Source organism: Pseudomonas sp. XWY-1, assembly GCF_002953115.1.
Lineage (GTDB): Bacteria > Pseudomonadota > Gammaproteobacteria > Pseudomonadales > Pseudomonadaceae > Aquipseudomonas > Aquipseudomonas alloputida.
In genome coordinates this window covers 5,678,282-5,698,736 of the sequence record NZ_CP026332.1, presented here as the reverse complement: position 1 = coordinate 5,698,736, position 20,455 = coordinate 5,678,282, and the positions used below count along the sequence as shown (strand labels likewise).

The 20,455-nt window shown below is 62.5% G+C and carries 18 protein-coding genes and 1 pseudogene; 12 read left to right on the top strand and 7 right to left on the bottom strand.

The window, feature by feature from the left end:
- Positions 1-4: 4 nt before the first annotated feature.
- Positions 5-1,252, bottom strand: a complete 1,248-nt coding sequence (lysA, locus tag PRJ_RS26615; RefSeq protein WP_104962783.1) for a diaminopimelate decarboxylase — start codon at positions 1,250-1,252, stop codon at positions 5-7.
- A 9-nt stretch (positions 1,253-1,261) separates the two neighbouring features.
- Positions 1,262-1,480 carry a lipoprotein gene (locus PRJ_RS26610; protein ID WP_010955745.1) on the bottom strand — a complete coding sequence of 73 codons (219 nt, stop codon included), beginning with the start codon at positions 1,478-1,480 and terminating at the stop codon, positions 1,262-1,264.
- Positions 1,481-1,719: 239 nt separating this feature from the next.
- Here PRJ_RS26610 and cyaY point away from each other — a divergent pair, with 239 nt between their 5' ends.
- The 3 genes from cyaY (at position 1,720) to rnk (ending at position 2,835) form a co-directional block, all read left to right on the top strand.
- A complete protein-coding gene (gene cyaY / locus PRJ_RS26605) occupies positions 1,720-2,052 on the top strand; it encodes an iron donor protein CyaY (RefSeq protein WP_004575827.1) in 333 nt (110 codons plus the stop codon).
- Between the two features lies 1 nt (position 2,053).
- Entirely contained in the window at positions 2,054-2,278 is a 225-nt protein-coding gene (locus PRJ_RS26600) for a DUF1289 domain-containing protein (RefSeq protein WP_104962782.1), read from the top strand.
- Between the two features lie 146 nt (positions 2,279-2,424).
- Positions 2,425-2,835: a nucleoside diphosphate kinase regulator gene (gene rnk, locus PRJ_RS26595; RefSeq protein WP_003253652.1), complete on the top strand. Its 411-nt coding sequence runs from the start codon at positions 2,425-2,427 to the stop codon at positions 2,833-2,835.
- A gap of 68 nt (positions 2,836-2,903) precedes the next feature.
- On the opposite strand, the gene PRJ_RS26590 is transcribed toward rnk, so the two are convergent.
- Entirely contained in the window at positions 2,904-5,759 is a 2,856-nt protein-coding gene (locus PRJ_RS26590) for a class I adenylate cyclase (RefSeq protein WP_104962781.1), read from the bottom strand.
- 166 nt (positions 5,760-5,925) lie between these two features.
- Here PRJ_RS26590 and PRJ_RS26585 point away from each other — a divergent pair, with 166 nt between their 5' ends.
- Entirely contained in the window at positions 5,926-6,378 is a 453-nt protein-coding gene (locus PRJ_RS26585) for a YaiI/YqxD family protein (protein ID WP_014592810.1), read from the top strand.
- A gap of 211 nt (positions 6,379-6,589) precedes the next feature.
- On the opposite strand, the gene elbB is transcribed toward PRJ_RS26585, so the two are convergent.
- Positions 6,590-7,249 carry an isoprenoid biosynthesis glyoxalase ElbB gene (elbB, locus tag PRJ_RS26580; protein WP_104962780.1) on the bottom strand — a complete coding sequence of 220 codons (660 nt, stop codon included), beginning with the start codon at positions 7,247-7,249 and terminating at the stop codon, positions 6,590-6,592.
- 112 nt (positions 7,250-7,361) lie between these two features.
- Between elbB and PRJ_RS30475 the strand changes: the two are divergent.
- Positions 7,362-7,988 (top strand): annotated as a pseudogene (locus PRJ_RS30475) (sterol desaturase family protein); the annotation flags it as partial.
- A gap of 501 nt (positions 7,989-8,489) precedes the next feature.
- Here PRJ_RS30475 and PRJ_RS26570 read toward each other — a convergent pair.
- The gene (locus PRJ_RS26570; protein WP_162497231.1) at positions 8,490-9,134 is read right to left on the bottom strand and encodes a DedA family protein; all 645 of its coding nucleotides are present in this window, start codon (positions 9,132-9,134) and stop codon (positions 8,490-8,492) included.
- A 213-nt stretch (positions 9,135-9,347) separates the two neighbouring features.
- Between PRJ_RS26570 and ppk1 the strand changes: the two genes are divergently transcribed.
- Positions 9,348-11,591 (top strand): polyphosphate kinase 1, encoded by a 2,244-nt coding sequence (gene ppk1, locus PRJ_RS26565; protein ID WP_104962778.1) that lies wholly within the window; start codon positions 9,348-9,350, stop codon positions 11,589-11,591.
- On the opposite strand, the gene ppx is transcribed toward ppk1, so the two are convergent.
- Entirely contained in the window at positions 11,578-13,080 is a 1,503-nt protein-coding gene (gene ppx, locus PRJ_RS26560) for an exopolyphosphatase (RefSeq protein ID WP_104962777.1), read from the bottom strand. The two genes, ppk1 and ppx, sit on opposite strands and share 14 nt — an antisense overlap.
- Positions 13,081-13,333: 253 nt before the next feature.
- Here ppx and trxA point away from each other — a divergent pair, with 253 nt between their 5' ends.
- The 5 genes from trxA (at position 13,334) to PRJ_RS26530 (ending at position 18,685) form a co-directional block, all read left to right on the top strand.
- Entirely contained in the window at positions 13,334-13,663 is a 330-nt protein-coding gene (gene trxA / locus PRJ_RS26555) for a thioredoxin TrxA (RefSeq protein ID WP_003253660.1), read from the top strand.
- Between the two features lie 227 nt (positions 13,664-13,890).
- Positions 13,891-15,150, top strand: a complete 1,260-nt coding sequence (gene rho / locus PRJ_RS26550; RefSeq protein ID WP_003253661.1) for a transcription termination factor Rho — start codon at positions 13,891-13,893, stop codon at positions 15,148-15,150.
- A gap of 203 nt (positions 15,151-15,353) precedes the next feature.
- Positions 15,354-16,820, top strand: coding sequence for a 4-hydroxy-3-polyprenylbenzoate decarboxylase (gene ubiD / locus PRJ_RS26540; protein ID WP_003253663.1), 1,467 nt, complete (start codon positions 15,354-15,356; stop codon positions 16,818-16,820).
- On the top strand, positions 16,820-17,788 hold the full coding sequence (locus tag PRJ_RS26535; protein WP_010955736.1) for a CDP-6-deoxy-delta-3,4-glucoseen reductase: 969 nt from the start codon (positions 16,820-16,822) through the stop codon (positions 17,786-17,788). The genes ubiD and PRJ_RS26535 overlap by 1 nt, the downstream gene beginning before the upstream one ends.
- A gap of 246 nt (positions 17,789-18,034) precedes the next feature.
- Positions 18,035-18,685: a gamma-glutamylcyclotransferase gene (locus tag PRJ_RS26530; protein ID WP_020192777.1), complete on the top strand. Its 651-nt coding sequence runs from the start codon at positions 18,035-18,037 to the stop codon at positions 18,683-18,685.
- Positions 18,686-18,895: 210 nt separating this feature from the next.
- On the opposite strand, the gene PRJ_RS26520 is transcribed toward PRJ_RS26530, so the two are convergent.
- Positions 18,896-19,873 (bottom strand): NADPH:quinone oxidoreductase family protein, encoded by a 978-nt coding sequence (locus tag PRJ_RS26520; RefSeq protein ID WP_104962776.1) that lies wholly within the window; start codon positions 19,871-19,873, stop codon positions 18,896-18,898.
- A 157-nt stretch (positions 19,874-20,030) separates the two neighbouring features.
- Here PRJ_RS26520 and PRJ_RS26515 point away from each other — a divergent pair, with 157 nt between their 5' ends.
- Positions 20,031-20,435 (top strand): flagellar basal body-associated protein FliL, encoded by a 405-nt coding sequence (locus PRJ_RS26515; RefSeq protein ID WP_003253671.1) that lies wholly within the window; start codon positions 20,031-20,033, stop codon positions 20,433-20,435.
- The last annotated feature ends 20 nt before the right edge of the window (positions 20,436-20,455 follow it).

The window sequence follows — 20,455 nt, the reverse complement described above, 5'->3', positions numbered from 1 at the left end:
GGGCTTACTCCGGCAGCAGGCTTTCGCCAGCATACAGTTCGGCGACGGTCTCGCGGCGGCGTACTTCGAACGCCTGGTCGCCGTCGACCAGGATTTCAGCGCAACGGCCGCGGGTGTTGTAGTTGGAGCTCATGACAAAACCATAGGCGCCCGCGGACTCTACGGTCAGCAGGTCACCTTCGGCCAGGTTGAGGACGCGGTCCTTGCCGAGGAAGTCGCCAGTCTCGCAGATAGGGCCGACCAGGTCGTAGGCACGGCCTTCGCCTGCACGTGGCTTGACCGCGCTGACACCCATCCAGGCCTGGTACAAGGCCGGGCGGATCAGGTCGTTCATCGCTGCATCGATGATGGCGAAGTCCTTGTGTTCGGTGTGCTTGAGGTATTCCACGCGGGTCAGCAGCACGCCAGCGTTGGCGACGATGTAGCGGCCTGGTTCGAACACCAGAGCCAGGTCGCGCTCGCCCACGCGCTCGCGGATGGCCTTGATGTAGTCGGCCACCCGTGGTGGCTGTTCGTCGCGGTAGCGCACGCCGACACCGCCACCCAGGTCCAGGTGGCGCAGGTGTATGCCGCACTCGGCCAGGCGGTCGACCAGCACCAGCAGGCGGTCGAGGGCGTCGAGGAATGGCTCGACGGTGGTCAGCTGCGAGCCGATGTGGCAGTCGACACCGACCACTTCCAGGTTCGGTAGCTGTGCGGCGCGTACGTAGATGGCCTCGGCATCGGCAATGGCGATGCCGAACTTGTTTTCTTTAAGGCCGGTGGAGATGTACGGGTGGGTACCGGCATCGACGTCCGGGTTGACCCGCAGCGACACCGGGGCAACCTTGCCCATTTCGGCGGCGACTACTTGCAGGCGCTCCAGCTCGTCGGTGGATTCGACGTTGAAGCAGTGCACGCCAACTTCCAGGGCGCGGCGCATGTCTTCACGGGTTTTGCCGACACCGGAGAACACCACGCGGTCGGCACGCCCGCCAGCGGCCAGCACACGCTCCAGTTCACCACCGGAGACGATGTCGAAGCCTGCGCCCAGGCGCGCCAGCACGTTCAGCACGCCAAGGTTGGAGTTGGCCTTGACCGCGAAGCACACCAGGTGCTCGGTGCCTTGCAGGGCGTCTGCGTAGCTACGGTACTGGGCCTCGATGTGGGCGCGCGAGTACACGTAGGTGGGGGTGCCGTAACGTTCAGCAATGGCCGACAGGGCCACGCCTTCCGCGAACAGCTCACCGTCGCGGTAGTTGAAAGCGTTCATCTGGTTTCCTTACTGCGCTGGCGACTGCTCGGGCTCGGACTCGGACTGCAGCTCGGGCTGCTGTTCTTGTGCCGGGGCCGGCTTGGCTTTTGGCTGGTGCTGGTGCGACGTGTGCGCTTTGCCGTTATCGCCATCTTCAGGCAGATACAGCGGGCCTTTCTGGCCACAGGCCGAAACGAGGCAGGCAACAGCGACCAGCGCCGCGAAGGAGGAAATCAGGCGCTTCATGGGTGAAATCCTTAGAAAAATGCAGTATTGCGCCCGAGTATACCGAGCGACCGGCGGCTTGCCTATGCAAGGACCGGTCCGCCGGGCGGGCTATGCTTAGCCTCTGCGCAGCCCCCTGTAGGAGCGGGCTTGCCCGCGAAGAGGCCGGTGAAGGCAACGGCTAAACCTTTGCATTCGGCGGCAAGCGCCCGTATCTTGCCCGGCTTGCCTGTAACGCAGCCAATTTCGAGGTTCCTGCAATGAGTTTGAGTGAAGCGCGTTTCCATGATCTGGTCGACGCGACCCAACAGGCCCTGGAAGATCTGTTCGACGAGAGCGGTCTGGACCTGGACATGGAGAACTCCGCCGGTGTCCTGACCGTCAAGTTCGAGGGCGGTGCCCAGCTGATCTTCAGCCGTCAGGAGCCACTGCGCCAGCTGTGGCTTGCCGATCGCTCCGGTGGTTTCCACTTCGATTACGACGAAGACAGTGGCAAGTGGGTGTGCGAAAAGAGCGAAGAGTTGCTGGGGGAAATGCTCGAGCGTATCGTCTGGGAGCGGGCCGGCGAGAAGCTGGACTTCGACGAAATCTGACATGAGTAGCGCCCAGGCCCGGCCGCCCAAGCCGCTTTACAGCAACGTCAGCCCTGCAGTGCCGTCACCGTGCATCAGCGTATGCCGGCTGGACGAACAGCGGGTGTGCACCGGTTGCCATCGGCATGTCGAGCACATTCGCGAATGGCGCTCGGCCGATGACGAACGGCGCCGGCAGATCTGCCGCGAGGCCCAGGTCTTGCGCGATCAGGCTAAGGCACACTGAGCGCAGGGGCTTGAGTATTTGCCCGGCTGTGGTAGTGTCGGGTTCTGCGTCGGTGACGCCAAAGCCTTCTCAAACCCCGCCCTTGGGCGGGGTTTTGCTTTATTTGCACATTGAAAACTGCCTGTTCAAAGGAGTCTGACTGGATCATGAGCACCAAGCCTTCCCTCATCCTCACCCGATTGGACGTACAGCGTCTGGAGCGTCTGATCGACAGCCTCGACGAGAGTACGCCGGGTGTGCTCGCCCTGCAGGACGAGCTTGACCGCGCCGAGCAGGTGGTCGGTCACGAGGAAGTGCCGGCGGGCGTGGTGACCATGAACTCGCGGGTGCACTGCCGTGAGGAAGCCAGCGGCAAGGACTACCACCTGACACTGGTGTACCCCAAGGATGCCGGGCCGGAAGGCAAGGTCTCGATCCTGGCGCCGATTGGCTGCGCCTTGCTCGGGCTGTCGGTGGGCGAGCAGATCGATTGGCCGGCACCGGGGGGCAAGACCCTCAAGCTGAAGCTGCTGGAAGTGGAGTACCAGCCGGAAGCAGCGGGCGATTACGACCTGTAAGGGCCAGGGGCCGCTTCGCGACCCATTTGCAGCACAAGGCTGTTCCACAGCGGTCTTGTGCTGCGAGTTCAGGCGCCTTGCGCCAAAACCTGTTCCAGCCCCTCATTCAAAGCCTGCTCCAGCACCCGCTTGTAGCTCAGGTAGACCTGCGTTGCCCCCAGCCGGTCATCCAGCAGCTCGGACAAATCCAGGTCGGTGATATAGCACCGGTACCGCTCTGCGCCACGGCGCTGACCGATGATCTGCCGGGCCACCACCGCGTACAGCTGCTCACCATGTTCCAGTTCGGAAAACTCCTGCTGGTCGCAGTACAACGTCACATGCGCCACACCCGCTACACCGGCCTGGATAATCGCCTGTACCTCATAGTAAGGCTGGTCGCTGCCCTCGGCCGGGGCCAGGCGCGGCTCGATGCTGCGTGCCTTGCCTGGGCCGGTGGGCAACAGCTGCGCGAAGTGGATATCCAGCGAGGCGGGCCGCAGGCTATCGAGGGGCAGGCGTGCATCGCGGCGCATCACCACCGAGCGCAGAAAGCGTTGCAGTGGCAACAGCAGATGCGCTTCGTCATGCAGCGGCAGGCGTTGTTGCCACAATGCGTTGTATTCATCCAGCACATACACGTCGGCCCAGCCGCCCTGCAGGCGGTAGAACACCTGAATACAGGCTGGCCGGCCTTGCTCCAGCACCAGGCGCAGGTCGTGATCCTGCAGGGCATTGGCATCCAGGTACAGCGGGCTGTAGGCACTGCGTTCTTCGCCCAGGTAGGCCAGCAGCGCCTCATGCTCGGCCAGGGTCGTCAGGCTGACATGCTCGGGCAAAAGCTCCAGCACATGGGTGTGTTGGGCCACTTGTAGCAGGTAGCGGTGGTGGAGCCCTTGGTCCCGCAGCAGCTGCACAGTGTCGAAAATTTCCTCTACGCGCTGGCCGATAGGCTGGGCGCGGCTTTGGCAGAAGCAGCGTACCCGCACCCGTGGCCGGTGGCCGCGTTGCGCCGGGCTGTTGAGGAAGTCGCGCAGGCAGCGCACCAGCGCGTGTTCGCCGTCATAGCGCTGGACCAGCACCTCGTTCCAGCTGTTGACGGTGACCTGGTCCAGGGTCAGCACCAGGTTTTCGCGCACGCCAGCGTAGCTCAACGCATCGGTGCGCTCTGTGGTCATCAGCACGTTCAGGTCGCGGTGGTGGCGCAGCGGGTCGACGCCGACGTTGACCAGCAACAACACCTCATCGGCAACGCTGGGCTGCAAAAGGCGCACTTCGCTGACGGTCGGCAAGGGCAGGGGGATACTTTGCCGCAGACAGCCCAGCAGGTTGAACAGCTCGAACTCCCCGAGGTCGCTGGCCCCTGGATGCAGCGCCATGCGGGTGCTGCTGTCGATCACCCCGTTGCGATGGGCCCAGGTCAGCAGTTCGAGTAGCTCGCGGCAGCGCTTCATCGGGCTGAAGTGCTGTACTTCATGGGTGCTCAGGTTGCCGCTGTACAGCTCCCAGTGGTAGCTGCCCGGCTCCTTGCGGTTGGGTGCCTGGACCAGCGTCAGGGTGTCTTCGGCGAGGTCAGGGGCGATGCCGGGATTAATCACTTCGACCTTGCCGGCGCGGCGCTCGAAGGCGGCGTACAGGCGCCGGCCCAGCACATTGAGGTCGCGCTGGTCGGCGCGGCTGCTGGCGTTCTGGGTGCGGGCGAACTGGCTGAGGAAGCGATAACTGAGGTTAAGCTCGGCCACCAGCTCACGCCGCTCGACGGCGACCTGCTGCACTTTCCATTGGCTGCGGCTGTCCAGCAGGGCCAACTGGCGCTGGTCCCAGCCCCATTCGTCGGCCAGGCGCTGCAGCAGCCGACGTTGCCAGCCATGGCTGCGGCCCTGGTCGCTGAGCTTCTTGTTCACCTTCAGGTACAGGCTGCGTCTTACCAGCTCCAGGCGCGCGGTTTCGCCGCGTTGCAGCAGGTAACGTTCGATGCGCCGGTAGACCATCACGTAGGGGTCCAGCTCGTCGAGGTCGAGCTGGTTGGCAAACACTGCCTGCTTGTAGTCCAGGCTCAGGCAGCGCACCGCAGGGTGTTCGCTGGCGTAGGCTTCGGTCAGCAGCAGTTTGAGCAGCGATTTGTAGGGCGAGTCGATGCCTTTGAACAATTGCCACAGGCCAGCGCCGACGAACTCACCGGGCGGAATGTGCGCCAGGTTGCCGAGGTCAAGGGCTTCCTGGCTGCGGATGAAGCGCTTGGACAGCAACGTCTGGGTGTAGCTGTAATAGTTGTGCTCCTCGTACACCGGTACCAGCCACCACAGTGGCGTGCGCCCGGCCAGCCACAGGGTGGTGCGGTAGAACTCGTCCAGCAGCAGATAATGCTGGGTGGTGCCGCAGTCGTCGGAGCCGAGCTGGCCATCGCGCTGACCCTGGGCGAAGCCCTGTGTGTCGATCAGGAAAAAGTGTGCTTCGGCGCCCAGGCTTGCCGCCCAGGCCTCCAGCAGCTGGCACTTGCGGCGCAGCTCACCCAGCAGCTGTTCGGGCAAGCCGGGTGCATGGCACACCCACAGGTCCATGTCGCTGTGCTCGGCCTGCGCCAGCGAGCCCAGGCTGCCCATCAGGAACAGGCCGTGGATCGGGCGTGGCGGGTTGCCATGCTGGGCCTTGTAGGTGAACGAGCGGGCCAGGCGTTGGGCATCTGCCACCAGCTCGGCGCTTGGCTCGTACGCCGATACGCCCGCGGGGGTGCTGCCGGAAACGTAACCCGGCAATAGCGGGTGGTTCACGTGAAACAGCAGCGGCAGCAATGACAGTACCTGTTGCTGGCGCGTTGACAGGCCTTCCTTAGCCCGCTGCAGTCGGCCCTGGTTCAGATGCAGGAAGCGCGCACGCAATGTCGCCAGGACCTTGCGGTCGATGCCTTCGTCCAGGTCAGGGCGGATTTCGTGAGGGTGGTTCATTGCGCGCTCGGGCAGGCCATTGAAGCTGTGGCGAGTTTAGCCTGAGTGGCGGGGTCGGATAAGCGGTAATTGAAATTTTGGCGCCATTTTTCCAGCGCTGGCCTGCTCCAGCTTTCGCTGCGCTTCAGGCATGATGGGCGCATTGAGTTCATGTAGAGAGTGTCCAATGCGTGTATGGATCGATGCCGACGCCTGCCCCAAGGCGGCCAAGGATCTGATCGTCAAGTTCGCCCTCAAGCGCAAGTTCGAGGTGGTGATGGTGGCGGGGCAGGCGGTGGCCAAGCCGGCGTTCGCGATCGTGCGCCTGATCGTGGTGCCCAGCGGCATGGATGCGGCCGACGATTACATTGTGGAGCACGCCGTGCCGGGCGAGCTGGTGATCTGCAGTGACGTGCCGCTGGCCGACCGCCTGGTGAAAAAGGGCGTGGCCGCGCTGGACCCGCGTGGGCGCGAGTTCGACGAGCGCAACATGGGCGACCGCCTGGCGGCGCGCAACCTGTTCACCGAGCTGCGTGAGCAGGGCCAGGTGGGGGGCGGGCAGGCGGCTTATGGCGAACGTGAGAAACAGGCGTTTGCCAATGCACTGGACCGGATCATTGCCCGGCTCTCGAAAGGCTGAGCGCTGACACCGGTTCCTGTAGCGACAGCCCAGTTTGGCGCGGTGGATGGCACCGGCTCTGCCGGTGTTCGCGGGTAAACCCGCTCCTACAAGCGATCGCGCAGTTGCCCCACAGGCTATCGCGAAGTTGCCCCACAGGTACCGCGTGGCCTTGAAGCCTGCGCTGGACCTGTGGGAGCGGGCATGCCCGCGAAGAAGCTAACGCAGTAATTTACTCGTGCGTCAGTTCCAGCACTCGGTCCACCAGCTTGTAGATCCCGCCCGCCGCCTCGCTGATCGACTTGGCCTCCATGTACGCCGGGGTAGTCACGAGCTTGCGCTGGGTGTCTTCGACAATGTCGTGTACATCGCATTCTTCATGGGTGCCGCCCATCTTTTCGACAGCCGCCGCAGTGCCGGCATCGCGCCCGATGGTGCAGACCACGCCCGGCCCGTAGATCTTCGCCGCCAGCGCCGGCGAGATGCAGATCAGGCCTACGGGTTTGCAGGCGTCGGCAAAGGCTTCGGCCAAGGCCAGCACGTCTGGGTTCACGCTGCAGTTGGCGCCTTCCACGGCAAAGTTGGACAGGTTTTTAGCGACCCCGAAACCGCCCGGCACGATCAGCGCATCGAAGTCTTCGGCCTTGGCCTCACGGATATCCTTGACCTCGCCGCGGGCGATGCGCGCCGACTCCACCAGTACATTGCGCGATTCGGGCATTTCTTCGCCGGTCAGATGGTTGATTACATGCATCTGTGCGATGTTCGGCGCGAAGCACTGCACCTGCGCACCGCGCTGGTCGAGGCGCAGCAGCGTGATCACGCTTTCGTGGATTTCGGCGCCGTCATACACGCCACAGCCGGAAAGAATCACCGCTACTTTTTTTGTCATGCTCATTACTCCAGTGTCGAGGCGCTAAATGTCCTCTAGTTTGGCAGATGTCGCCATAGGGATTCCTGCGGGGGCGGCCTAATCTTGGTGGATAACACCTGAGGTCGCGCCCATGGACCTGATACTGTTGGCCGTACCGTTCTTTTTTGTGCTGATAGCCGTCGAGCTGGTCGCTGACCGCGTGCGCGGCCAGCACAATTTCACCCTGGCCGACTCGATCAACAGCCTGAGTACCGGCGCACTGTCGACCAGTACCGGCCTGCTGACCAAAGGCGTAGGGCTGGTCACCTATGCCCTGGCCTTCGAGCACCTGGCGCTGCTGCAATTGCCGGCGCAGGCAGGGTGGGTCTGGTTGCTGGCCTTTGTCCTGTACGACTTCTGTTACTACTGGCTGCACCGCCTGGGGCATGAGCGCAACGTGCTGTGGGCTGCGCACTCTGTGCATCACCAGAGCGAGGAGTACAACCTCACCACGGCGCTGCGCCAGACCAGTAGCGGGTTCATCTTCTCGTGGCTGTTCTACCTGCCGCTGGCGCTGCTGGGCGTGCCGCCACTGGTGTTCATTACCGTGGCCTCGCTCAACCTGCTGTATCAGTTCTGGGTACATACCCGGCATATTCCCAAGCTTGGCTGGCTGGAGTGGGTGTTGATCACGCCGTCCAATCATCGCGTCCACCATGCGCAAAACCCTGCTTACTTGGATCGCAATTACGGTGGTGTGTTCATTCTCTGGGACCGTCTGTTCGGCACTTTCAAGGAGGAGGACCCGGCCGAGCCCGTGGTGTTCGGGGTGACCACGCCGCTGGCCAGCTGGAACCCGCTATGGGCCAACCTGCAGTTCTATGCCCAGCTCTGGCATGACGCCCGGCGCACCACCAGCCTGTGGGACAAGCTGCGTATCTGGTTCATGCCTACCGGCTGGCGCCCGGCCGATGTGGCCGCACGCTACCCACAGGCCAAACAGGACCTGGCGCTGTTTCACAAGTTCGAGATTGCCCTGGGGCGCGGGCAACAAGCCTATGTGGCGGCGCAGTTCGTGGTTTATGTGGCCTTGGGCAGCTACCTGATGGACGTGGCTGACCGCGTGTCGGCCGCCGCGCTGGTGCTCGGCTGGTCACTGATGGCGTTCGGTTTGTTCGTGCTGGGCGCGTTGCTGGAGAACCGGCCCTGGTCTGCACGCCTGGAGTTGGCGCGGTTGTGTCTGAATGCGCCGGCATTGTACCTGGCCGGCGCCTTGGGCTTAGCGGTGGTCGCGCCGCTGGCCTGGTTTCTGCTCGTGGCCTACAGCCTGCTCAGCCTCTGGGGGCTGGGCCTGGCTCGCCGCCCTGCGCTCCGCGCGCAGAGTACGGAAGCGCCGGCGCAGCCACAGCAGGCCGCCCAGCGCCACCAGGCCGCCAAGCACCCATAGCTCGTAACGCTTGACGTTGCCCAGCAAGCCTTCGAGGATGGCGCCGAAGTGGTAGGCGGCGGCGCCCAGGGCCACTGCCCAGACGCCCGCGCCAATCCCGTTCAACAGCAGGTAACGGCGTGGCGGGTAACCCGACAGGCCGATGGCCACCGGCATGACCGTGCGCAAACCATAGACAAAGCGGAAGCTCAGCACCCAGATATCGGGGTGGCGGCGGATGTGGTTCAGCGCCCGGTCACCCATTGCCTGCCAGCGCGGCTTGCGCGCCAGGATCCTGCGCCCGTGGCGTCGGCCCATGAAGTACCACAACTGGTCGCCCGCGTAGCTGCCGAAAAAGGCCACCAGGCATACCAGATTGATATCCATGTAACCGCGGAACGCAAGGAATCCCGCAAGCACCAGAATGGTCTCGCCTTCGAAGAAGGTGCCTAGAAAAAGGGCGAAGTAGCCGAAATCCTGCAGGAATTGTTGAAGCATTTTCTGAGGTGCTGGCGAAATGAACGCGCAGCCTACCCCTTCGCGCGCGTTCGTGAAAGTGTCCAAATGTGTCTCGACGTGAACATTTCCAGCGCAGACAATGCCACAAGCCACTTGCCACGGCTTGCCCATGTGTGTAACACGGGCGTCATAATGAGCGCTTATCTTGCCGCTCAATAGATGATAGGGCGTTAACGTCCTCAGGAACGCCAGATGAATAATGAAGTGCTAAGCCCTGTCGCGATCAAGGATGCTCAGGAGCTCCCAGAAGAGATGCTGCAGACCCCGCCAGACCTGCCTCCGGTGGCCGAGCCTGTAGCGGAACAGGTGGTCGAGCCTGTGGCTCCGGTGCCCGCGCCGTCCCCGGCCATCGCCGTCCCTGGTCTGGACGACAGCAGCCTGTACATTCATCGCGAACTCTCGCAACTGCAGTTCAATATCCGGGTGCTGGAGCAGGCACTGGACGAGAACTACCCGCTGCTGGAACGCCTCAAGTTCCTGTTGATCTTCTCCAGCAACCTTGACGAGTTCTTTGAGATTCGAGTCGCCGGCCTGAAGAAGCAGATCAACTTCGCCCGTGAACAGGCCGGCGCCGATGGCCTGCAGCCGCACCAGGCGCTGGCGCGTATCAGCGAACTGGTGCACTTCGAGGTGGAGCGCCAGTACGCGATCCTCAACGACGTGCTGCTGCCTGAGCTGGAAAAGCACCAGATCCGCTTCATCCGCCGCCGCTACTGGACACCCAAGCTCAAGACCTGGGTACGCCGCTACTTCCGCGACGAAATTGCCCCGATCATTACTCCGATTGGCCTCGACCCGACTCACCCGTTCCCGCTGCTGGTGAACAAGAGCCTCAACTTCATAGTCGAGCTCGAGGGGGTGGACGCCTTCGGTCGCGACTCGGGGCTGGCGATCATTCCGGCACCACGCCTGCTGCCGCGGGTTATTCGCGTGCCGGAAGAGGTGGGCGGCCCGGGCGCAAACTACGTGTTCCTGTCGTCGATGATCCACGCGCACGCCGACGACCTGTTCCAGGGCATGAAGGTGAAGGGCTGCTATCAGTTCCGTCTGACGCGCAACGCCGACCTGGCGCTTGACTCTGAAGAGGTCGACGACCTGGCCCGCGCGCTGCGCGGCGAGCTGTTCTCGCGCCGCTACGGTGACGCCGTGCGCCTGGAAGTGGCCGACACCTGCCCGAAACACCTGTCGGACTACCTGTTGAAGCAGTTCAGCCTCAGCGAAAGTGAGCTGTACCAGGTCAATGGCCCGGTCAACCTCACCCGCCTGTTCAGCATCACCGGCCTGGACAGCCACCCGGAGCTGCAATACACACCGTTCACCCCGGCGATCCCCAAGCTGCTGGCGAACGCTGACAACATTTTCAGTGTGATCAGCAAGCAGGACATCCTGCTGATGCACCCGTTCGAGTCCTTCACGCCAGTGGTCGACCTGTTGCGCCAGGCCGCCAAGGACCCGCACGTGCTCGCTGTGCGCCAGACTCTGTACCGCTCGGGGGCTAACTCGGAAATCGTCGACGCCCTGGTGGACGCGGCGCGTAACGGCAAGGAGGTCACTGCGGTGATCGAGTTGCGTGCGCGTTTTGACGAAGAGTCCAACCTGCAGATGGCCAGCCGCCTGCAAGCGGCTGGTGCGGTAGTGATCTACGGTGTGGTTGGCTTCAAGACCCACGCCAAGATGATGCTGATTCTGCGCCGCGAGCAGGGCGAGATCGTGCGTTACGCGCACCTGGGCACCGGCAACTACCACGCCGGCAACGCCCGCCTGTACACCGACTACAGCCTGCTGACTTCTGACGATGCGCTCACCGAAGACGTCGGCAAGCTGTTCAGCCAGCTGATCGGCATGGGCAAGACCCTGCGCATGAAGAAGCTGCTGCATGCGCCGTTCACCCTGAAAAAGGGCATGCTCGACATGATTGCGCGGGAAACCCAGTTTGCCCTCGAAGGCAAACCGGCGCACATCATCGCCAAGTTCAACTCGCTGACCGACGCCAAAGTCATCAAGGCGCTGTACAAGGCCAGCCAGTCGGGCGTGAAAATCGACTTGGTGGTGCGTGGCATGTGCTGCCTGCGCCCGGGCATTCCGGGGGTTTCGCACAACATCCAGGTGCGCTCGATCATTGGCCGCTTCCTCGAGCACACGCGGGTGTTCTACTTCCTCAATGGCGGCGAAGAGCAGATCTACCTGTCCAGCGCCGACTGGATGGAGCGCAACCTCGACAAGCGTGTCGAGACCTGCTTCCCGGTGGAAGGCAAGAAACTGTTGCTGCGGGTGAAGAAGGAGCTGGAAGGCTACCTGACCGACAATACCCACGCCTGGACCTTGCAGCCAGACGGGCGCTACGTGCGCAGCACCCCGACCGGCAACCAGAACCCGCGCAGCGTTCAGGCGACCCTGCTGGAGCGCCTGAGCAACCCGGTCCTCAACGTACGCTGAGGACGAAGCCGACCCGGGCCAGCCACTCCGCCTCGTTGGCGAAGTCGGCCTGGGTCAGCTGGTTCTGCTGCAGCCAACCTTCAGGGAAGGCTACATCCAGGCTGTTGTCCCCGCCGTGCAGTTCTACCGTTGGCATCTGCTGGGTGCCGCGGATGTGGTGGAACAGGATGGCAAAGCGCAGCAATACGCACAGGCGCAGCAGCTTGACCCCTTCATCACCCAGTTCGGCGTAACGGTCCTTGGGAATGTTTCGGCGGTGGCCGCGCACCAGCAGGGCCATCATCTGCTGATCTTCCCGCGAAAAGCCTGCCAGGTCCGAGTGCTCGATCAGATAGGCGCCGTGCTTGTGGTAGTGATAATGGGCAATGTCCAACCCGATTTCGTGCACTTTCGCAGCCCAGCCCAGTAGATCGCGCCAGTTTCCGTCTTTCAGGTCCCAGGCATCGGCCACTTGGTCGAATGCGTGCAACGCCTTGCGCTCGACGCGCGCAGCCTGGCCCTGGTCCACGTGATAGCGCTCCATCAGCGAGTTCAGGGTGCGTTCGCGCACGTCTTCGTGGTGGTGGCGGCCGAGCAGATCGAACAGCACACCTTCGCGCAGGGCGCCGTCGCAGTGGTCCATGCGGTGCAGTTCAAGGGCATCGAAGATGGCTTCGAGAATCGCCAAGCCCGCCGGGAAGATAGCGCGGCGGTCTGGTTTGACGCCGTCGAAGTCGATCTTGTCGACTTCGCCCAGCTTGAACAGCTTGCGTTTGACCCAGGCCAGGCCTTCGGCGTTGACCTCGCCATTGCCCAGGCCGCCGGCCTTGATGGCCGCGCCGATGGCGCGAATGGTGCCGGATGAGCCGATGGCCTCATCCCAGGTCAGGCGGTGCAGGGCATTTTCGATGCTCATCAGTTCCAGGCGCGCGGCAGTGTAGGCCTGGGCATAGCGGGCCGGGGTGATCTTGCCGTCGCGGAAATAGCGCTGGGTAAAGCTCACGCAACCCATCTGCAGGCTTTCGCGCAGCAGCGGCTCGAAGCGCTGGCCAATGATGAATTCGGTACTGCCGCCGCCGATGTCGGCCACCAGGCGCTTGCCGGGTGTGTCGGCCAGGGTGTGCGACACGCCCAGGTAGATCAGGCGCGCCTCTTCACGGCCGGAGATGACTTCCACCGGGTGGCCGAGGATGGCTTCGGCGCGCTGGATGAATTCGTTACGGTTGCGCGCTTCGCGCAAGGCGTTGGTGCCGACGATACGCACGGAGCCTGCCGGCATGCCGTTGATCAGCTGGGAAAAGCGCTTGAGGCAATCCAGGCCTCGTTCCATTGCCTCTTCACTGAGCATGCGCTCTTCGTCGATGCCTGCGGCCAGTTGAACCTTCTCGCCGAGCCGCTCAAGGATGCGGATTTCGGTATGGTGGGCCTTGGCCACGACCATGTGAAAACTGTTGGAGCCAAGGTCGATGGCGGCGATCAGGGACAGGTTCTTCGCGATGGTATGCGGCATGATCTGGTTGTTCTCGGTCGTTAACCTGGCAATCGTGCCACGATAGCAGGCTATCGCCAACGCGTGACACTCAGCCGTTGTACTGGCCTTGATGCAAGGCAATGTGCCATTCGATTCTATGACGGCCATATGACAGTTTCGATTCGCGGCGTCTTGCGCAACTATAGTTACACTCAATCGTCCGTGGCTTCCTGTCCGGCGTAGGTGCGGCTATCATGGGCCACGTTTTTTGCTTACGACCCTGGAGATATCCATGAGCAGCGATCTGATCAAACATGTCACCGACGCCTCCTTCGAAGCCGATGTCCTGAAGGCCGAAGGCGCGGTACTGGTCGACTACTGGGCTGAATGGTGCGGTCCATGCAAGATGATCGCTCCGGTTCTGGACGACATCGCTTCCACCTACGAGGGCAAACTGACCGTCGCCAAGCTGAACATCGACGAGAACCAGGAAACCCCGGCCAAGCACGGTGTGCGTGGTATCCCGACGCTGATGCTGTTCAAGAACGGCAACGTCGAAGCCACCAAGGTTGGTGCACTGTCCAAATCGCAGCTGGCCGCATTCCTCGACGCCCACCTGTGATGTGAAAAGGCCCCGCAAATGCGGGGCTTTTCTTTTTCAGAGCACTAGACGCAGAAAAAAGCAAGTGTTACATTCGGCCTCGCACTGCTTTTCCAGTGCCCTCTACATGCCGTCGCCGAAGCATCCCTAATTCGAATCAGTACGCGATCCTGTCGCCATCCAGCGGCGCGGCCTCATTAAGCCAGAAGCTTAATTCTCCCTTCTTACATGATTACGTCATTCCCCTTATGAACCTGACTGAACTCAAGCAAAAGCCGATTACCGATCTTTTGGAAATGGCCGAACAGATGGGCATCGAAAACATGGCCCGTTCGCGCAAACAGGACGTGATTTTCGCCCTGCTGAAGAAGCATGCGAAAAGCGGCGAAGAGATCTCGGGTGACGGCGTGCTGGAGATTCTCCAGGATGGTTTCGGTTTCCTGCGTTCGGCTGATGCGTCCTACCTGGCCGGCCCAGACGACATCTATGTCTCGCCCAGCCAGATCCGCCGTTTCAACCTGCGTACCGGCGACACCATCGTCGGCAAGATCCGCCCACCGAAGGAAGGGGAGCGTTACTTCGCCCTGCTGAAGGTCGATACCATCAACTTCGACCGTCCGGAAAACGCGAAGAACAAGATCCTGTTCGAAAACCTGACGCCGCTGTTCCCGAACAAGCGCCTGAAGATGGAGGCCGGTAACGGCTCCACCGAAGACTTGACCGGTCGCGTCATCGACCTGTGCGCCCCTATCGGCAAAGGCCAGCGCGGCCTGATCGTTGCCCCGCCGAAAGCCGGTAAGACGATCATGCTGCAGAACATTGCGGCCAACATCACCCGCAACAACCCTGAGTGCCACCTGATCGTCCTGCTGATCGACGAGCGCCCGGAAGAAGTGACCGAAATGCAGCGCACCGTGCGTGGCGAAGTGGTTGCTTCCACCTTCGACGAGCCGCCAACCCGCCACGTGCAGGTTGCCGAGATGGTGATCGAGAAGGCTAAGCGCCTGGTCGAGCACAAGAAAGATGTGGTTATCCTGCTGGACTCGATCACTCGACTGGCACGTGCCTACAACACCGTGATCCCGAGCTCCGGCAAGGTGCTGACCGGTGGTGTCGACGCCCACGCCCTCGAGAAGCCCAAGCGCTTCTTCGGTGCTGCGCGTAACATCGAGGAAGGCGGTTCGCTGACCATTATCGCCACTGCGCTGGTTGAAACCGGCTCGAAGATGGACGAAGTGATCTACGAAGAGTTCAAGGGTACCGGCAACATGGAGCTGCCGCTGGACCGCCGCATCGCTGAGAAGCGTGTGTTCCCGGCCATCAACATCAACCGCTCCGGCACCCGCCGCGAAGAGTTGCTGACCGCTGACGACGAGCTGCAGCGTATGTGGATTCTGCGCAAGCTGCTGCACCCGATGGACGAAATCGCTGCCATCGAGTTCCTGGTCGACAAGCTCAAGCAGACCAAGACCAACGATGAGTTCTTCCTGTCGATGAAGCGCAAGTAAGCTTCCCGATCAGGCAGTAATTGGGGCCGCCTTGCGGCCCTTCGCGGGCACGCCCGCTCCCACAGGTTAAATACAATCCTTGTGGGGGCGGGCGTGCCTGCGAAGGGGCGCAAGGCGGCCCCAGTGCATTTTTGCCCCCAAACAGGCCTCGAACGGCGCTACACTCTGCACCCCGACCGATACGGCCAACACGAGGCTCCTGCATGCAGTATCGCGACTTGCGCGACTTCATCCGTGGCCTGGAACAGCGCGGCGAACTCAAGCGCATCCAGGTACCGATCTCCCCCGTCCTGGAAATGACCGAGGTCTGCGACCGCACCCTGCGCGCCAAGGGCCCGGCATTGTTGTTCGAAAAGCCCACCGGCTTCGACATCCCAGTGCTGGGCAACCTGTTCGGTACTCCGGAGCGGGTGGCCATGGGCATGGGCGCCGAGTCGGTCAGCGAACTGCGGGAAATCGGCAAGCTGCTGGCCTTCCTCAAGGAGCCCGAGCCGCCCAAGGGCCTGAAGGACGCCTGGTCGAAGTTGCCGATCTTCAAGAAGGTCGTGTCGATGGCGCCAAAAGTGGTCAAGGACGCGGTGTGCCAGGAAGTGGTGGTCGAGGGTGACGATGTCGACCTTGGCACGCTGCCGATTCAGCACTGCTGGCCTGGCGACGTGGCGCCGCTGATTACCTGGGGCCTCACCGTGACCCGTGGCCCGAACAAGGACCGCCAGAACCTGGGCATCTACCGCCAGCAGGTGATCGGCCGCAACAAGGTGATCATGCGCTGGCTCAGCCACCGTGGCGGCGCCCTCGACTACCGAGAGTGGTGCGAGAAGAACCCCGGCCAGCCGTTTCCGGTCGCCGTGGCCCTGGGCGCTGACCCGGCGACCATTCTCGGTGCGGTGACCCCGGTCCCGGACACCCTCTCCGAGTACGCCTTCGCCGGCCTGCTGCGAGGCAATCGCACCGAGCTGGTCAAGTGCCGTGGCAGCAACCTGCAGGTACCGGCAACCGCCGAGATCATCCTGGAGGGGGTGATCCACCCGGGCGAAATGGCCCCGGAAGGCCCGTACGGCGATCACACGGGCTACTACAACGAAGTGGACAGTTTCCCGGTGTTCACCGTCGAGCGCATCACCCACCGGCAAAAACCGATCTACCACAGCACCTACACCGGCCGGCCGCCAGATGAGCCGGCCATTCTCGGCGTGGCATTGAACGAAGTTTTCGTGCCGATCCTGCAGAAGCAGTTCCCGGAAATCACCGACTTCTACCTGCCGCCGGAAGGCTGCTCGTACCGCATGGCGGTGGTGACCATGAAGAAACAGTACCCCGGCCACGCCAAGCGCGTAATGCTGGGTGTGTGGTCGTTCCTGCGACAGTTCATGTACACCAAGTTCGTTATTGTCACCGATGACGATATCAACGCTCGTGACTGGAACGATGTGATCTGGGCCATTACCACGCGCATGGACCCCAAGCGTGATACGGTAATGATTGACAATACCCCGATCGACTACCTGGACTTTGCGTCACCGGTGTCGGGGCTGGGTTCGAAGATGGGCCTGGACGCTACTCACAAGTGGCCGGGCGAGACTACACGCGAATGGGGCCGGGTCATCGTCAAGGATGAGGCCGTCACCCGCCGTATCGATGAGCTGTGGGATCAGTTGGGAATAGATTGATGCAGGTAACGTTGCAGCCGTCCGGGGCGGTGCTGGCGCTTGAACCCGGGGAAAGGATCCTGGATGGAGCACGGCGGCTGGGCTATGACTGCCCAAACAGCTGCCGCAATGGCAATTGCCATGTTTGCGCCGCGTTGTTGGTTGAAGGGCGGGTTCGCCAGGATGGCGAAGTCCGCGACCATGGCGAGTTGTTCACCTGCATTGCCGAACCGCTGGAGGACTGCGTGTTGCTCTGGGACGGTGTGCTTGCCTTGGGCGAACTGCCAGTGCGCAAGCTGGCGTGCAGCGTCAGTGAGTGCGTCGACGTCGGCGGCGACGTCTGGCGGGTGCGCCTGCGTGCGCCTGCCGGCAAGCCTCTGCGCTACCACGCGGGGCAATACCTGATGATCGAACGTGAGGGCGGCAAGCAGGCAGCCTTCTCCCTGGCGTCCGCGCCACATGCCGGGCGTGAACTGGAACTGCATGTGCTGGCGCGTGAGCCCAGTGCGGTGCAACTGATCGACCAGCTCAGGCGAGATGGCCTGGCGCGCATCGAAATGCCGTTTGGCGACACCCACCTGGCCGAGCTGCCTGACGGGCCGCTGGTGCTGATTGCCGCTGGCACCGGCATGGGCCAGATGCACAGCCTGGTCGAGCACTGCCGGGCTCAGGGCTTCAAGCACCCGGTACACCTGTACTGGGGGGTACGCCGGCCGGAGGATTTCTATCAGATCGAACACTGGGACGAATGGCAGCGCCTGCCTAACCTGTTCCTGCATCAAGTGGTCAGCGACCTGTGCGGCTGGGAAGGCCGCTGCGGCATGCTGCATGAAGCGGTCTGCGAAGACATTGCCGACCTCAATAGCGTGCATGTGTATGCCAGCGGCTCACCGAACATGATCTATGCCACGCTCGACGCCCTGGTCGAAGCCGGTATGGATGCGCACCGCATGCGTGCCGATGTGTTTGCCTACGCGCCGCGCGGTTAATAACCGAAGTTTGAAAGTATCGGTATAAGGCGGTAATTGTTACCGCCTTGGCCAATAACTTTCACCGCTGCTGAAACAGTACTTCCCAGTCGTCGGAGCCGTGCATGAAACGCGTGCTCAAAGGCTTGAGTATTCCTGCAATTCTGGCCTATGGTTACTGCAAGCGCCCTTGGTAAAGCGGCCTCGGGCCGCAGCGTAATCGAATCTCGCTACCTCCGTAGTTCACAGGAATAATGGCGGCAGCTTATGTCGGCTCTTGAAAGTATGTCTTGGGAAGTTTCATACCCTCCAGCACTCGATTTCGGTCAGCAACATACTCGCGAACAGTTGTTCAGCTCCATGAAGACAACCATGTCCAGGCATCAGGGTGGGCCGGTGTGGCTGTTTGCCTATGGTTCGTTGATCTGGCGCCCAGAGTGCAATTCGGTGGAGCGCCAGCGCGCGCGGGTACATGGCTATCACCGTGGCTTGTACCTGTGGTCGCATGAACATCGCGGTACCCCGGAAACGCCCGGCCTGGTGTTTGGCCTGGACCGCGGTGGTTCCTGCAGCGGCTTTGCCTACCGGCTGGATGAACGCAACCTGGACGACTCACTGATGGCCCTGTGGCAACGCGAGATGCCCTATCCGGCATACCGGCCGCACTGGCTCAACTGCCGCCTGGGCGATGGTAGCAAGGTGCAGGCCTTGGGCTTTGTACTGGAGCGGCATCTGCCGTGCTATGCCGGCAACTTGCCGGATACCTTGCTCAGCCAGATCCTGGCCAGTGCCAAGGGGCGTTATGGCACCACGCGGGAGTATGTCGAGCAGACCTTGAATGCACTGCGCAGTCACCAGATGCCCGATCGCAACCTGGAAGCGCGATTCAGGCGTTGCCACAATCTGCGCGAAGTGTGAACAACCAGTTCCGGCCTCTTCGCGGGTAAACCCTGCACGGTCGCCTGTAGGAGCGGGTTTACCCGCGAAAGGGCCGGGCCTGCAGGCCAATCCCCAGCCGCCGTTCACCGTTGCCGCCACCACCGTATTCGCGGGTAAACCCGCTCCTACAGGAACTGCATATTCCCTACCTGTAGGAGCGGGTTTACCCGCGAAGAGGCCGCTACTGCCTTACCTGGCCAGCACCACCAACTTACCTACAGCCTGCCGTTGCCCCAGCTTCTCGATAGCAGCCCCGGCTTCTGCCAGTGGATAAGTCTGCGACACCAGCGGCTTCAACTTGCCCTCGGCATGCCAGGCAAACAGCTGGCGGAAGTTGGCGGCATTGTCCTCCGGCTGGCGCTGAGCAAATGCCCCCCAGAACACGCCCAGTACCGCCGCGCCCTTGAGCAGCACCAGGTTGGCCGCCAGCTGTGGAATGCTGCCACTGGCAAAACCCACCACCAGCAGCCTGCCATTCCAGGCCAACCCGCGCACCGCTTGTTCGAACAGCTCGCCACCGACCGGGTCATAGATCACGTCCACGCCCTGGCCACCGGTCAGGCGTTTGATTTCTTCGCGCAGGTTGGCCTGGCTGTAGTCGATCAGCTCATCCGCCCCGGCAGCCTTGGCCACGGCCAGTTTCTCGGCACTGCTGGCCGCCGCGATCACCCGCGCGCCCATGGCCTTGCCGATCTCCACCGCCGCCAGGCCCACCCCGCCGGAAGCGCCCAGTACCAGCAGGGTCTCGCCGGCTTGCAACTGGCCACGCTGGCGCAGGGCATGCATCGAGGTGCCGTAGGTCATGCCGAAGGCCGCTGCGGTGGTGAAGTCCATGCTCGCCGGGATCGGCAGAACGTTATAGAACGGCACCGCCACTTGCTCGGCGAACGCACCCCAGCCGGTGAGCGCCATGACCCGGTCGCCTACCTTGAACGCGCCGGCCTTTTCGCCGACGGCGGCCACCACGCCCGCTGCCTCGCCACCTGGAGAGAACGGCAGCGGTGGCTGGAACTGGTACTTGCCTTCGATGATCAAGGTGTCGGGGAAGTTGACCCCGGCAGCCTGCACGTCCAGCAGGATCTCGTTCTTTTTCGGCAGTGGGCAGGCCACCTCTTCCAGCACCAGGTTGCGCGCCGGACCCAGGGTTTTGCACAACACAGCTTTCATCGGGGCTATTCCTTTGCGGGTAGTGGCCGATAAGTGTAGGAGGGCCGCTTGGCAGGTCAACGAGCATGGCCCGCCCTGATGGGCCGGCATAAGCCCGGGCTTGGGTTTGAGCGGTGTGCTGGGTAAGCTGGCGCCAACTGTATTGAGGAGCGAATTCGTGAAAGCGTGGATCTTGATGGTGCTGGCGCTGCTGCTGCCGGCTGCGGCCATGGCCGAGGAAGCCAAGGAAGGGGTGCCCAAGGTCGCCTACATCAGTCTGAGCCCGCCCTTCGTTGGCAACTATGCGCTCGACGGCAGCCCGCGGCTGCGCGTGTACAAGGCTGACGTGGCCCTGCGCGTGACGGGTGACGAAGCGGCCAAGACGGTGAAACACCACGAACCGCTGATCCGTAACCAGCTGGTGGCATTGTTCACCCAGCAGACGGTGGACAGCATGAGCAACGTCGAGGCCAAGGAGCACCTACGCCAAGAGGCGCTGAAACAGGTGCAGCAGGTGCTGGAGGCGGAAGAGGGCAAGCCGATCGTTGAGGACCTGCTGTTCAACAACCTGATTGTGCAGTGACCTGAAACAGTGTGAGGTCC

Coding starts and splice junctions, on each gene's coding strand:
- lysA (WP_104962783.1), bottom strand. CDS start 1,252: ATGAACGCTTTCAACTACCGCGACGGTGAGCTGTTCGCGGAAGGCGTG.
- PRJ_RS26610 (WP_010955745.1), bottom strand. CDS start 1,480: ATGAAGCGCCTGATTTCCTCCTTCGCGGCGCTGGTCGCTGTTGCCTGC.
- cyaY (WP_004575827.1), top strand. CDS start 1,720: ATGAGTTTGAGTGAAGCGCGTTTCCATGATCTGGTCGACGCGACCCAA.
- PRJ_RS26600 (WP_104962782.1), top strand. CDS start 2,054: ATGAGTAGCGCCCAGGCCCGGCCGCCCAAGCCGCTTTACAGCAACGTC.
- rnk (WP_003253652.1), top strand. CDS start 2,425: ATGAGCACCAAGCCTTCCCTCATCCTCACCCGATTGGACGTACAGCGT.
- PRJ_RS26590 (WP_104962781.1), bottom strand. CDS start 5,759: ATGAACCACCCTCACGAAATCCGCCCTGACCTGGACGAAGGCATCGAC.
- PRJ_RS26585 (WP_014592810.1), top strand. CDS start 5,926: ATGCGTGTATGGATCGATGCCGACGCCTGCCCCAAGGCGGCCAAGGAT.
- elbB (WP_104962780.1), bottom strand. CDS start 7,249: ATGACAAAAAAAGTAGCGGTGATTCTTTCCGGCTGTGGCGTGTATGAC.
- PRJ_RS26570 (WP_162497231.1), bottom strand. CDS start 9,134: ATGCTTCAACAATTCCTGCAGGATTTCGGCTACTTCGCCCTTTTTCTA.
- ppk1 (WP_104962778.1), top strand. CDS start 9,348: ATGAATAATGAAGTGCTAAGCCCTGTCGCGATCAAGGATGCTCAGGAG.
- ppx (WP_104962777.1), bottom strand. CDS start 13,080: ATGCCGCATACCATCGCGAAGAACCTGTCCCTGATCGCCGCCATCGAC.
- trxA (WP_003253660.1), top strand. CDS start 13,334: ATGAGCAGCGATCTGATCAAACATGTCACCGACGCCTCCTTCGAAGCC.
- rho (WP_003253661.1), top strand. CDS start 13,891: ATGAACCTGACTGAACTCAAGCAAAAGCCGATTACCGATCTTTTGGAA.
- ubiD (WP_003253663.1), top strand. CDS start 15,354: ATGCAGTATCGCGACTTGCGCGACTTCATCCGTGGCCTGGAACAGCGC.
- PRJ_RS26535 (WP_010955736.1), top strand. CDS start 16,820: ATGCAGGTAACGTTGCAGCCGTCCGGGGCGGTGCTGGCGCTTGAACCC.
- PRJ_RS26530 (WP_020192777.1), top strand. CDS start 18,035: ATGTCGGCTCTTGAAAGTATGTCTTGGGAAGTTTCATACCCTCCAGCA.
- PRJ_RS26520 (WP_104962776.1), bottom strand. CDS start 19,873: ATGAAAGCTGTGTTGTGCAAAACCCTGGGTCCGGCGCGCAACCTGGTG.